Genomic DNA, 13,505 nt, shown 5'->3' on the forward strand with positions numbered 1-13,505 from the left:
TATTGGTTATGCTTTTTTAGATTCTTTAGTTGACTTTTTTGCAGCAGGCTTTTTCTTAGCAGGAGCTTTTGCAGCGGCTTCTGCTACTACTTCAGCAGCGGCAGCCTTTACCTTCTTAGCGGCCTTTTTATCTTCGCCAGCCACATCTACCACCAGGGTTACATGATTGCTGCGTTTACGAACGCGATAGCCACGACCTTGAGGAGCAGGACGCATGCGTTTGAGTGTACGGCCACCATCTACATAAATAGTCTTCACCACTAAGCCGGCCTCATCTTCTCCTTCATTGGCCTGTTTCCAGTTTACAATGGCGCTCAATACCAGCTTCCGCAAAGGTACTGCAGGATGTTTGGGGTTGTGCTCCAGTTCGGCCAACACCAGGTCCACTTTCTGGCCGCGAATCAAATCAGCCAACAACCTCATTTTACGAGGTGAAGTTGGATAATTTCTAAGTTTTGCTACTGCTTCCATTATTTTAGTTTGAAGTTTGAGGTTTCAGGTTCCACGTTTGTCAGATCTTCTGAATGCTCCTCAAACAATCTTTTATAAATAAAATCTTTTTACCGAGACGATTACTTTTTATCGCCCGCATGTCCTTTAAAGTTGCGGGTGGGTGCAAATTCACCCAGTTTGTGTCCTACCATAAACTCTGTAACATATACAGGAATGAACTTATTTCCGTTATGCACAGCAAAAGTGTGGCCTACAAAATCAGGTGTAATTGTAGAGCGGCGGCTCCAGGTTTTAATTACAGCCTTTTTTCCTTTTCCTTCATTAATAGCCAGCACCTTTTTTTCGAGGTGGGTTGCTACATAAGGACCTTTTTTTATCGAACGAGCCATATTTTTTTATTTCTGATTTCTAATTACTGATTTCTGATTACTATTTAGCCAGTTTTTTACCGTTTTTACGCTGAATGATGAGTTTATCACTTGACTTACCCACTGTTCTTGTTTTTTCACCTTTCGCGTATTTACCGGTACGGCTGCGCGGATGACCACCAGAAGCACGGCCTTCACCACCACCCATCGGGTGATCTACAGGGTTCATAGCCACACCGCGGTTTCTCGGGCGGATACCTCTCCAACGGTTTCTACCAGCCTTACCCATGCTTTGCAGGCTATGGTCGCTATTGCTTACCACCCCTACTGTAGCAAAACAGTTGATCAGCACTTTTCTCAGTTCACCGGAAGGCATTTTCAATACTGCATATTTTTCTTCCTTGTTGGTCAGCTGTGCAGATGCACCGGCACTGCGGGAAATCTTTCCTCCCTGACCCGGGTTCAGCTCAATATTATGCACATTGGTACCCAGTGGCATGTTTTTCAGCTGCAGCGCATTACCGATCTCAGGAGCAACGGCGTTACCGCTGATCACTTCCGCACCTACAACCAGCCCCTGCGGAGCGATGATATAGCGCTTTTCACCATCAGTATATTCCAGCAACGCGATGAATGCCGTACGGTTCGGATCGTACTCGATGCTTACTACTTTTGCAGCCACATCATGCTTATCCCTCTTAAAATCAACGATACGATATTTCTTTTTATGACCACCACCCCTGTAACGCATGGTCAAATGCCCCGAAGAGTTCCGTCCAGCTGTGCTCTTCTTGGATTCTAACAGGCTTTTTTCAGGCTTGTTGGTAGTCACCTCGGAATAAGAATTTCCGATTCTCCAACGCGTACCGGCTGTTACCGGCTTAAACTTTCTTACTGACATCTTTTTAATTTCTGATTTCTGATTTTGGATTTCTGATTTTAGCAATCTACCCAAAACGTTTATTTTATTCAACACTTCGCGGCGGTTGATTGCCTTTCTACTCTGGTTTATGGTTCATAGTTAATAGTTCATGGTTTACTATGAACTATAGGCCATCTGCTATGAACTTAAATATTGGCATACAGGTCGATCTCCTCGCCTTCTGCAACGGTTACATATGCTTTTTTGTAACCGGATTTGCGTCCCTGGATAAATCCTGCTTTTGTATAGCGGGTTTTATTCTTTGCAGGGGCAACAACTGTATTTACGCTGGTAACGGTAACGCCATAAAAAGTTTCAATTGCCTTTTTAATTTCCAGCTTGTTTGATTTTTTTGCTACCTTAAAAGCATAGCGGCGCAGTTTCTCCTGCTGGGCGTTTGCTTTTTCGGTTAAAATCGGTTTGATTAGTATTTCGGACGGTCTCATCTTTAAATAATTTGAAAGTTTGAAAATGTGGAAATGTGAAAATTAAAAACCACGCTCTTTTTTTGTACTGATTTATTCTCTCATTTTCATCCCGCCCCAGCGGGACACATTATCCCATTTATTAAGCTTCTGCAGCCGCTTCTAAATCTTCAGAAAATATTTTTGCAGCACCTTCAGAAAGCACCAGCACCTCTGAGTTCACAATATCATAAGTATTGATATCGCTCAGCGGCAAGGCCAGTACGGAAGGTACATTACGCAATGACAACTCAACATTTGCGTTGGGTTCTGCCAGGATAAACATGGATTTTTTATCGCCTACGCTCCATTTGCTTAAAGCAGTGGTCAGCGTTTTTGTTTTAGGAGCATCCAGGTTAATATCCTCTACTACCAGAATGGCATTGGCTTTCGCTTTATAAGACAGTGCAGAAATCTTTGCCAGATCTTTTACTTTTTTGTTCAACTTAAAGCTATAGTCGCGGGGTTTAGGGCCAAAGATCGTTCCACCACCTTTATATAAAGGGTTGCGGATATTACCTTTACGGCTACCACCGGTTCCTTTTTGCTTGTGCAGCTTACGGCTTGCACCCTGTACTTCCGCACGTGTTTTTACTTTGTGGGTTCCCTGACGCTGTGCTGCCAAAAACTGTTTTACAGCCAGGTAGATTACGTGGTCATTAGGCTCCGCTCCAAAAATATCATCAGGCAGTTCAACAGAACGACCGGTGCTTTTACCTTCTATATTTAAAACTTCAATTTGCATTTTCTTTCTTTTTAAATGTTACAGGAAACCGGTATTTATTTTTGAACAAAAACAATGGAACCGATATGACCCGGTACAGAACCGCTTACCAGGATGTAATTTTTTTCAGCGAAGATCTTTACCACTTTCAAACCTTTCAGTTTTACGCGGTCGCCGCCCATACGGCCGGCCATGCGCATACCCTTCATTACACGGCTGGCATCAGAAGAGTTACCCAAAGAACCGGGAGCGCGCTGACGATCGTGCTGACCGTGTGACTGCTCACCTACCCCGTGGAAACCATGACGTTTTACAACGCCCTGAAACCCTTTACCTTTTGTTGTACCTACAACATCAACTTTTTCACCTTCTTCGAAGATGTCTACAGTAATGGTATCACCAAGATTTTTTTCTAAGGAATAATCTCTGAACTCTTTGGAGAATTTTTTTGCGGAAGTGTTAGCTTTAGCGAAGTGGTTTTTCTCTGGTTGTGTGGTACGGCTTTCTTTTTTATCACCGAAGGAGATTTGCAAGGCATTGTAACCGTCTGATTCTGTTGTCTTTACCTGCGTTACAACACAAGGACCCGCCTCAATGATCGTGCAGGCTGTTTGTTTACCTGAGGGATCATAGATGCTGGTCATTCCCAATTTTTTCCCAATAATACCTTTCATTGTTATGTAGTTTTACGCCTTGCAGGATTATTGGGACTTTCACGCAAATAGCGTGACTCGATCCCCGTTTGCTACCGACCTTTTCCGTTGTTTCGCGCCAACCGGCGGATTAGGAAGTACCGATAGTAAACAAACCCTGAATGGCTTGTTTTTATGTTTTACTTCGTTTGATACTCTAAGAAGCTGAATTTCAGAGCTCTTTTCTTTCTGCCGTGCAGGAATTGAGAGATGAAAATATTTTAAAAAGAACTAACGCCACAGGCTTTATTATCCCGACCAGGCCGGGACAGGACTTAGGCTTTGATCTCAACTTCCACACCACTGGGCAGATCCAGCTTCGACAATGCATCTACTGTGCGGGAAGAAGAAGTATAAATATCCAATAATCTTTTATGAGTAGCTAACTGGAACTGCTCACGGCTCTTTTTATTTACGTGCGGAGAACGCAGTACCGTAAAGATTTTACGGTGAGTGGGCAAAGGAATGGGCCCTGTAACAACTGCACCAGTGCTGCGCACTGTTTTTACGATTTTTTCGGCTGATTTATCAACCAGATTGTGATCGTAAGACTGTAATTTAATTCTGATTCTCTGTGACATTGGATAAACCCAATTTTATTTGGGAGTGCAAATGTACAGGGTCATTTTGAAATAAACTAATTTTTAGGCAGATATTTCGTCTTTAACGGTAAAAATTTTAACCGGAACCGAAGCGTATCGTTCCTGTTTTAAAAAAAAGCATATCATTGGAAATCAAATATCCCGAAACCGCTCCAAACAAAAAGCCCCGGGAATATCCCCAACCCCACATTACTTACTAATAATCAACGTAATACGACTTTATCGTCCAGATAAAAACTAATTTGCAATACACCTAACCCGGCTGCAACAAAAATTTTATCACTATCTTATGACCTTTTCATACATAAACAGGAAGGCAGACCGGCAGTCCTTTTCTATACGTCCGGTATTGCTGATTGCGGTAGACAAAGCCGAACAAGGCATATTGAGCTAAACGAGCATTAAAACCGGTGCGCGCCCAGATATTGGCTTAGTTCCGCAATTTTATCGGTGTTAATATAGTCTACGCCCCACCGCTGCAATGTTCTCCAGGCATTTTCGGCATCGGGGGCGCCCCAAAAACGGACCGGTTTTCCCCGTTTATGCGCAGACTGTATTTGCCGCTGCAGTGCGTTTTCCGAAGCAGTATCCGGGGTGCCGGCCCCGTTCCACGCGGCATAATTCTTAAAATTGGCGCTGAAAAGGGCCACCCGGGCGAGGTTCTCCCTGGAGTATTTAAGCGTAAACTCCCCGTCAAACCAGATAAAAGGAGGATAATGGGTCAATGAATCGGCATGTGGCCGGTTTCCGGTAATTACGATCCGGATGGTTTTGTTATTAATAATAGCAGGATAGGTATTCAGCTCTTTTATGATCTCGTTCAGGGTAGTGATGCCCTCCGTTTTGCAATCGATCAGCAGCAGGAGCCGTTTTTTCTTATCCGGATAGGCCGTTCCCCGGTTCTTTTTAATACACCGGGCAAGAGGATCCAGGTACATGGTTTTGAGATCATTGCCCGGTTGGATATCTTTAGCGTTGTGTGCCACGGGCAGGTTACCGTTTACCAGGAACACATCGGCTTCAATAGAACCAAAGCCGGCCTCATAAGCCGCCCAAAACGGCCGATGCTGCTCGTAATCGTTGTGCGAATGCGCATTCCCCACCGAATAGCTGCGGGGCTGGGCATTGGCGCCCAAGGTCAAAAGCACAAAGAGAGAGATAGCATAGAAGCGCATAAGCTGAAATTAAAGAGGAGCCGGAGCCGGTGTTACTGGAACGACATCTTGTAATCTACCCGGATCTTCCCGCTGGATATATCATTGAGCTTGCCCTTGATGAGCTTTTTTCTTAAAGGAGGCAGGTAATCTATAAACAGTTTGCCCTCAATATGATCATATTCGTGCAAAATAACCCGGGCGGTAATCCCGCTGAAGGTGCGGGTATGCTGCTTAAAGTTTTCATCCTGATAGGTGATGGTCACCGTTTCATTGCGTTTTACATCTTCCCGCACTTTCGGAATGCTCAAACAACCTTCATTATAGCTCCACAATGCCCCTTCCAGTGTTTTGATATGAGCGTTGATAAATACCTGCGTAATGCCTTCGTCACCGGGGTACTGGTCTTTTTCATCATCTTCAAGGTTCTCAATGATCTGTTTACTGTCTACTACAAAGAGCCGGATCGCTTTATTGATCTGCGGAGCGGCCAACCCCACCCCGTTACTAGCATACATAGTTTCCCACATAGAATCGATCAACGCTTCCAGCCCCGGGTACTGCTGATCAATTTCTTCTGCTACTTTTCTTAAAACAGGATTGCCATAGGCAACAATTGGTAATATCATTGTGCAAAGTTACCAAAAATAAGATTGAGATTGGAGTTATTAGCCATCAGTTATCGGCGGCATCATCCCTCCCCCCCGCCATTGGTCAGTGAAAAATGAAATGCATTGCCCTAAGCTTGAAAATCCAACCTCTCATTTCCAAACTCTCATTTCGCACCTCTCACTGCCCAACCTTTCACTTCTCACTTCCCACTTCCCAACCTCTCACTTTACCCCTCCTTCACTCCGTAACCTATAAGAAGTGAAACACGGATCTAACATCAATCCGGAACAAACACTAGCGACCGGTCATTAACAGCAGAATAAGCATTCTTAACAAATTTTCTGTAGGTTTGAATCCACTAAATGTTCATTATGGCAAAAGCAAATACGAAAGAAAAAGGGAAAAAAGCAAAAGCTTCCAAACCCGTGTTAACCGGTCCGGCACTTGATTTTTTAAAAAACTATATTAATAATGCCTCCCCCGTTGGCTTTGAATCCTGGGGGCAGAAATTGTGGCTCAACTACCTGGCCCCTTATATTGACGAGCAGTTTGTAGACCCTTACGGCACTGCCGTGGGGATCATTAATCCCGGTCAGCCCTTTAAAGTGGTGATTGAGGCCCATGCTGATGAAATTGGCTGGTTTGTCAATTATATTACGGACAAAGGCCTGATTTACGTAAAAAGGAACGGTGGTGCCGATCACCAGATAGCACCGGCGCAACGTGTGTTCATCCACGGCAAAAAAGGTCCGGTAAAAGCTGTTTTTGGCTGGCCGGCCATCCATACCCGCATCGGTAAGGAAAACGAAACACAGCCCAAAACAGAAAATATATGGCTCGATTGCGGTGCCCGCAGCAAAAAGGAAATAGAGGCCCTGGGCATTCATGTAGGCGCCGTGGTAACTTACCAGGATGGGTTTGATGAGTTGGCCGGGGATCATTTTGTAGGGCGTGCTTTTGATAACCGGATCGGCGGTTTTATGATTGCCGAAGTAGCCCGCCTGCTGAAAGAAAATAAAAAGACCCTGCCTTATAGCTTATATGTGGTTAATGCGGTGCAGGAAGAGATCGGGTTACGGGGGGCGGAAATGATCGCCCGCAGGATCAAACCGGATATTGCGATTGTAACCGATGTTACCCACGACACCAATACGCCCATGATCAACAAAAACATTGAAGGCGATGTACTGTGTGGCAATGGCCCTTCATTGGCTTACGCACCTGCCGTGCACAATAAACTATTGGGCTTTGTTGAAAACATTGCCGAAAAAAATAAGATCGCCGTACAATGGCGGGCGCTGAGCCGCAGCACCGGCACCGATACCGATTCGTTTGCCTATGCCAACGATGGATGTCCCTCTGTATTGATCTCCATGCCGCTGCGCTACATGCATACCACGGTAGAAATGATTCATAAAAAAGACGTTGAAAATACCATCCGCCTGATGTATGAAACTTTGCTGGCGTTAACGCCAAAAACGGATCTGAGTTATTTGTAAGCTTTCATTAAATAGCACAGGGGTTGTCTCAAAAGTCTTTCATTTGTCATGCCGTCCCGATCGGGATTGTTTCGGTATCTAAAGATGATTGTTCGTCAATAGATGCTGAAACAAGTTCAGAATGACAACACACTATTAAGTGACTTTTGAGACAACCCTTATACTTAAAAAACGGAATGGCCTGTATTAGTACCCATTGGGTTTGATATAGTCCGGGTTGGCATCGATCGCCTTCTGCGGAATGGGAAATACCGTCTTATCCTTTGCATCTGCAGGCTTATCCCACCATGAGCTGCCAAAACGGTTCCACCGTATCAAATCCGGTCTTCTGTGCCGCTCACCAATAAATTCGCGTCCCAGTTCATCCACAAATTCATCATCGGTCAGTTTCCCGGGATTGGCCACATAACTTTGTGCCGGCCAGTTAGCCGTTGAAAAATTACGTTTTTTGACCGCATCAATTAAAGCAGCGGCCCCGGCTTTATCGCCCGCCCGGTACTTACATTCAGCCAGGGAATAGTATATTTCTGCCAGACGGATTTCGGGTGCCGAATTGGCCATAAAAAGTCCTTTGGACTTTTGCAGCCAGGGAAACTTTAATAGCCGCACCCCGGAGTTTTCTTCACCTGTGGCCACATGCGAACCTTCGGCCCAGCGCCCTCCGGGCTTTTCAGAAAAACGGCCTACCTGGTCTACAAACTTCAAAGGTTTTCCATTGTATTCCTCTGAACCATTGACCATTTTTGTACTATCATATCCATAACCTCTTGCCGTGTTGTACTCGTAAAGCTGGCCAATCATAAAGAACCCTTCATAATCCCCGCTGCCGGAGATCGTACGAAATGTTTGTTTCCGCTTATCGGTGGCCGCAAACTTCTCATACGGCTTACCCAGCTTGTCTGTATATATATTGCCATTCAAATCTCTTGAAGGCGTTAAATGAATACCGTTCCACCCTCCCCAATCATTATCAAATGCATACCGCATGGCATAATGCTGCATAGCATTATACATCCAGCCAAAATTGTAAATATCCAATTTATGTGGAAACTCAAATATATTTTCGGGTGAGCGATAGCCCCCAACGCCAGACCGGAACGGCCCGCGATAATCCGCGTCCAGCGAATAGTCGCCGTACTTTCCATTGATAATATCCTGCGCCACCTGGGCACACTCAACGTACTTTGGTTTGCCGATCCATTTTTCTGCGTTCAGGTAAATCCTTACCAATAAGGCCGCTGCGCCGCCCTGATCCCAGCGACCAGGAACCGCACTGTTCTTAGGCAGATCAGGGATGGTTTCCTTCAGCTCTTTTTCAATATACGCAAACACTTCTTCCGGCTCCGATTGCGCCTTTAGTTCACCAGGCGCCTCAACGATGGGAACCTTTCTGAAAAAATCCAAAAGAAAAATATAAAACCAGGCCCTCAGCGTTCTCAATTCCGTCAAATGCCTCTTTTTATCGGCTTCGGTCATTCCAAATTTCGAATAATCCAGGTCTTTTATATCATTACTGATCTGGATGCATTGCATAATACCCTGGTAGGGACCCGTCCAGCCGCCATAAATTTGCCCCTGCCGTACATCCCAGTTGTGTCCATGCATCCGGATCCACTGGCCATCATCATAACCATGTTTCCCCTTCTGTGTCCATACAAACTGATCGGCCGACAACTCCTGCAGTATCCACCGGTCTCCATCCCATCCGCACCATTGGCCGTGCTCGTAAGGACGGGCTACGGCTGCCTGTATAGACAGTTTACTGTTGTAATATCCCTCTGCCGGTATTTCCGAAAACAATTCTTCATCAAGCTTTACGCATCCCTGTAGTGATGCAGCCAATATTGCGATACCTATTAAAACTTTACCCTTTTTCATGTTCATTTTCATTAGTTCTTAAAAATTCAGTTGCAAACCCAATGTGAAGGAGCGCGTTGCAGGATACACATCAAAATCGCCGATGCCTGGCTCCAGCCCGGTAACGTTTACAGCAGCGGGATCTAAGCCGGTGTATTGGGTTATCGTAAACAAATTCCGGACAGTGCCATATACCCGCAGGCTGTTAAATCCTACCGTATTTTCCTGCAATTGCTTTTTCCATCCCAATGTGAGATTGTCTAACCGGGTATAACTTCCGTCTTCAAGAAAGTAGTCGGTAATTACCTTACCCGATTTAATTTGTCCATTGCGGGAATAAGCGTCCTTTAAGAGGTTTACCGCAGGTTCTGCCTGCAGTCCATAGTACATCTGGTAAAGATTCATGATCTGGTAGCCGTACCTGCCCCGCAAGAAAAGAGACAGGTCAATGTTTTTATAGGTAAATGTATGCCCCCAGGCTGCTTCAAATTTTGGCATCCCGTTTCCAATAATAGTTTTATCTTCTTCGCCGGCATTGTTGGTGGCGTCAATCTTTTCGCTGCCCGGCACACCTCCTTTCCAGACAAGGATATTTCCCTTATCATCTACCCCGGCATATTTATAACCCCAGAAATTACCGATGGCAAAACCCTGGCGGAGCATAAATGCCGGTCCGGGGTTTCCGGGGGAGGGCAGGCTATGAAGCGTCCGTTGGTCGGTTTTAAATATACCTTCAGAAAACTTATCCATCCTCGACCGGTTGTAAGAAAAGGTCAGGTTGGTATTGTATGAAAAGTCTTCGGTTTGGATGGCATTCCAGTTCAATGCCAGCTCTACCCCTTTGCTGCTTTGGGTACCTACGTTCACAAACATCTGATCATGCAGGTAAGGCGGCACCGGTACCGTATAATCGTTGATCAGATCGCTGCCCTTTTTATAATAAAAATCAAGGCTTCCGGAAAGTTTATTTTGCAAAATACCAAAATCCAGCCCCAGGTTATATGACACCTGCCGCTCCCATTTAAGATCAGGATTTTCATTATTGCCGGGTCCAAATACCCGGATCCATTGGTTATCATCACTCAAATACTGGCCATAAGGGCTGTATTTGGCAAGCGCCACATAGCGGTCAAAACCATTACGGCCGGTGACCCCGTAGGAGAAGCGGAGCTTTAAATCGTTAAACACCTCATTATCTTTTAAAAATTCCTCATTGGTCAATTTCCATCCCACAGAAACCCCCGGAAAAAATCCCCATTTATTTGAAGGCCCAAATTTCGAGTTCCCCTCATAACGGCCGGAGAGCGTTACAAAATACGTTTGCCGGTAATTATACATCGCCCGTCCCAGGAAGGAAATATCCTGTTCCTTGCTTCTCCAGGAGCTCATCACATCATTCATATTAATGGGCTGTCCATCGCCCCAGTTTCCCTGACCGATATTGTTGTACTGGAAATAATCACTGGGAAAGCGTTTATTCTTTAACCAGGAACCATAATTATTAAATTCCTGGTAGTTGTACCCGGCCACCGCCTGCAGATCATGTTCATTAAACCGTTTTGCATAGTTGGCCAGCCATTCAAAATTATAATCGGCCCATTTTTCATTTTGAATACGGGCTTCCCCAATATAGTTGCCTAAAACGGAGCCTGCGGATTTGGCGCCCCAATATTCCTGTTTCAGCATATTATGCCCCTGCCTGGTAAAATTGACTACGGTATTCAGGTCTTTTGTGAGATGCAATTTTGCGCTCAAATCGATCACCGTATATTCCTGCTCGGCGCCGGATATACGCGCCAAAAGGTCCTGAACCGGGTTGTAGGTGTCATATCCCTGCAATGTATTATACATCGCCGGATCATCGGGGTTCATTATAGGAATCGTCGGGTTCAGCCGGATAGCCTGTTTAAATGCTCCATAATTTGTGTAGGCCTCATTTGCGGTACGGTAGGAGAAATTACCGCCCAACTCCAATTTCCCATTCAGCGCTTTTTGCAAAAAATTTGCCCTTAGGCCATATTCTTTCCTGTTGGTGGCCACGTCAATGCCTTCCTTTGTACGATAATTTCCAGAGATCCGGAACTGGGTATTTTCGTTACCGCCGCTTGCAGACAGATAATGATTTTGCCCGATATTGTTTTTCCGGATCAATGCATCATACCAATTCGTAACCGAACCGAAGTCCTTGTCCCTTTTATGTTCTAAAAATTCCTGGGCCGAAAGGATCTCTGGTTTTTTAGCCACCACATCATGATCGATGTAACCATCATAGTTAAAGGTGACCCTGCCAGCTCTTCCTCTTTTTGTTTGTACCAGGATAACGCCGCCGGCCCCGCGGGCTCCATAAATAGCGGCGGCACCGGCATCTTTCAGCACCGTTATGGAAGCAATATCCTGCTGCGCCAGGTTCCTGAGATCTCCCCCCGGCATCCCGTCTATCACCACCAATGGGCCGTTTCCGGCTTTAAAGGAACTTGCACCACGTACCTGTAAACTTACCCCGGCATTAGGGTCTCCAACGGCTGTTTGCGAAACGGTAACACCGGCCACCTTACCATCTACCAATTGCATGGGGTTATTGACGGCGCCCTGTATGAAATCTTTGTTATTAACGGTAGCCACAGCAGTGGTTAAATCCTGCTTCCTGGCCGTACCATAGCCAATCACCACAACTTCGTCCAAAGCGGTTGCCTTGGAGGGCTGCAGGGCAATGGTTCCCATATCGGTTTTGCCATTGACCGGTTCCTCATGATTGGCGTAACCAATGGCACTAAACACCAGGGTTGCATTGCCATTTTCCAGACTTACTGAAAAAACCCCGGACTCGTCCGTTACTACTGCCGTCTTCGTTCCTTTTACCTGCACCGTTACACCCGGCAATGCACCTCCCTTGTCGTCAGTAACCTTTCCGGTGACGGCTATCTTTGTTTGCTGAAGCAGGACGGCCGGCGTTGTGTTTCCCCTTATCGCCGGCAACGCTCCTAATAACATGGTTGCAATAAAATACCCCCGCACTCTTGTACGGGTACCGGATATAAACCCCGGTAAGCATTTAAGATTTCTCATATATAATAAAAAATAGTTTAAAGGGCCCCAACGTTCTGCAATAACGGGCAATAGCTTATTCCTGCTGTCCGGCATCATTCCACGAGGGTTAAAATAGCGCTGCACAAAACACCATCGGGCTATGCCGGTACATTATTTCCCCTAAATGGATACGATCCATTTAAAAAAGAATCTGCAACAATGGATTCATGGCCTGCAAGAGGGTTATACATCATGCTTCAAGAAGGTTCGCTAAAACGTTATTGCAAAATAATACAATAACTACAGCAATCTGTATGCCAATACTGTCCGATGCCGTCCCTTACCGTAAATTGGAAACCATTACTAAAACGCGTGGAACTGTCAGTTAGTATATCGGTGGGGAAATAAATCACCCTTTCTGCTTTAATTGCTGGTGAAAGTAAACACATATCTGCTGCAATCCACATTCGCGGCATTTGGGATTTCGGGCAAGACAGGTGTACCGGCCATGAAGGATGAGCCAGTGATGTGCCTTATGGATGAGCTCCGCCGGTATATTTTTGATCAGCTCTTTTTCCACTGCAAGCGGAGTACTTAGCTTTTGGGGCACCAGGCCCAGTCGTTTGCTTACCCGGAACACATGGGTATCTACTGCCATATTCGGTTGCTGTTCCACTACTGAAGTGATCACATTGGCCGTTTTTCTGCCCACACCCGGGAGGGTGATTAGTTTATTTACCGTCATAGGTATGGCTCCATCATAATCCTGCATCACTTTTTGCGCCATCCCAATCAGGTGCCTGGTCTTGTTATTGGGATAGGATATGCTTTTGATCAATGGAAACAGTTCATCAAATGTTGCATGGCTGAGGCTTGACAAATCCGGGTATTTTTCAAAGATGAACGGCGTGGTCATATTCACCCGCTTATCGGTACATTGTGCAGAAAGAATAACGGCCACCAGCAGCTGGTATGGATTGTCATATACAAGCTCCGTTTCCGGGTTGGGTATATGCTCCTGGAAATAATCAATCACAAATTGATACCGTTCTTTCTTTGTCATGAAACAAACCTACAGTTTAATTTGAAAATATGAAAATATGAATCCCGATGGCTATCGCATGCGCGTCA

Annotated in this window: 13 protein-coding genes; 1 reads left to right on the forward strand and 12 read right to left on the reverse strand. The window is 45.4% G+C overall.

What is annotated here, in order from left to right:
* Positions 1-6: 6 nt before the first annotated feature.
* The 9 genes from rplV to def form a co-directional block, all read right to left on the reverse strand.
* Positions 7-471, reverse strand: coding sequence for a 50S ribosomal protein L22 (gene rplV, locus GGU45_RS21355; RefSeq protein WP_435228248.1), 465 nt, complete (start codon positions 469-471; stop codon positions 7-9).
* Between the two features lie 101 nt (positions 472-572).
* The gene (gene rpsS / locus GGU45_RS21360; RefSeq protein WP_018630051.1) at positions 573-842 is read right to left on the reverse strand and encodes a 30S ribosomal protein S19; all 270 of its coding nucleotides are present in this window, start codon (positions 840-842) and stop codon (positions 573-575) included.
* Positions 843-882: 40 nt separating this feature from the next.
* Positions 883-1,722, reverse strand: coding sequence for a 50S ribosomal protein L2 (gene rplB / locus GGU45_RS21365; protein ID WP_435228250.1), 840 nt, complete (start codon positions 1,720-1,722; stop codon positions 883-885).
* A 167-nt stretch (positions 1,723-1,889) separates the two neighbouring features.
* Positions 1,890-2,189: a 50S ribosomal protein L23 gene (gene rplW / locus GGU45_RS21370; RefSeq protein ID WP_435228252.1), complete on the reverse strand. Its 300-nt coding sequence runs from the start codon at positions 2,187-2,189 to the stop codon at positions 1,890-1,892.
* A gap of 121 nt (positions 2,190-2,310) precedes the next feature.
* Complete coding sequence (gene rplD, locus GGU45_RS21375; protein ID WP_435228254.1) at positions 2,311-2,952, reverse strand: 50S ribosomal protein L4; 642 nt, start codon at positions 2,950-2,952, stop codon at positions 2,311-2,313.
* A 35-nt stretch (positions 2,953-2,987) separates the two neighbouring features.
* On the reverse strand, positions 2,988-3,605 hold the full coding sequence (rplC, locus tag GGU45_RS21380; RefSeq protein WP_435228255.1) for a 50S ribosomal protein L3: 618 nt from the start codon (positions 3,603-3,605) through the stop codon (positions 2,988-2,990).
* Positions 3,606-3,898: 293 nt separating this feature from the next.
* Positions 3,899-4,204 (reverse strand): 30S ribosomal protein S10, encoded by a 306-nt coding sequence (rpsJ, locus tag GGU45_RS21385; protein WP_008584585.1) that lies wholly within the window; start codon positions 4,202-4,204, stop codon positions 3,899-3,901.
* A 422-nt stretch (positions 4,205-4,626) separates the two neighbouring features.
* The gene (locus GGU45_RS21390) at positions 4,627-5,400 is read right to left on the reverse strand and encodes a phosphatidylinositol-specific phospholipase C/glycerophosphodiester phosphodiesterase family protein (RefSeq protein WP_435228256.1); all 774 of its coding nucleotides are present in this window, start codon (positions 5,398-5,400) and stop codon (positions 4,627-4,629) included.
* Positions 5,401-5,432: 32 nt separating this feature from the next.
* Positions 5,433-6,008, reverse strand: a complete 576-nt coding sequence (gene def, locus GGU45_RS21395; protein WP_435228258.1) for a peptide deformylase — start codon at positions 6,006-6,008, stop codon at positions 5,433-5,435.
* 354 nt (positions 6,009-6,362) lie between these two features.
* Between def and GGU45_RS21400 the strand changes: the two genes are divergently transcribed.
* Positions 6,363-7,490 (forward strand): M42 family metallopeptidase, encoded by a 1,128-nt coding sequence (locus GGU45_RS21400; RefSeq protein ID WP_435228259.1) that lies wholly within the window; start codon positions 6,363-6,365, stop codon positions 7,488-7,490.
* A gap of 186 nt (positions 7,491-7,676) precedes the next feature.
* On the opposite strand, the gene GGU45_RS21405 is transcribed toward GGU45_RS21400, so the two are convergent.
* The 3 genes from GGU45_RS21405 to nth all read right to left on the reverse strand — a co-directional run bounded on the left by GGU45_RS21405 (position 7,677) and on the right by nth (position 13,437).
* Positions 7,677-9,368 carry a RagB/SusD family nutrient uptake outer membrane protein gene (locus GGU45_RS21405; protein WP_435228261.1) on the reverse strand — a complete coding sequence of 564 codons (1,692 nt, stop codon included), beginning with the start codon at positions 9,366-9,368 and terminating at the stop codon, positions 7,677-7,679.
* Positions 9,369-9,386: 18 nt separating this feature from the next.
* Entirely contained in the window at positions 9,387-12,413 is a 3,027-nt protein-coding gene (locus tag GGU45_RS21410) for a SusC/RagA family TonB-linked outer membrane protein (protein ID WP_435228262.1), read from the reverse strand.
* Positions 12,414-12,783: 370 nt separating this feature from the next.
* Complete coding sequence (gene nth, locus GGU45_RS21415) at positions 12,784-13,437, reverse strand: endonuclease III (RefSeq protein WP_435228264.1); 654 nt, start codon at positions 13,435-13,437, stop codon at positions 12,784-12,786.
* Positions 13,438-13,505: the final 68 nt, after the last annotated feature.

Source organism: Niabella hirudinis (genome assembly GCF_051201075.1).
GTDB classification, from domain to species: Bacteria; Bacteroidota; Bacteroidia; order Chitinophagales; family Chitinophagaceae; genus Niabella; species Niabella hirudinis.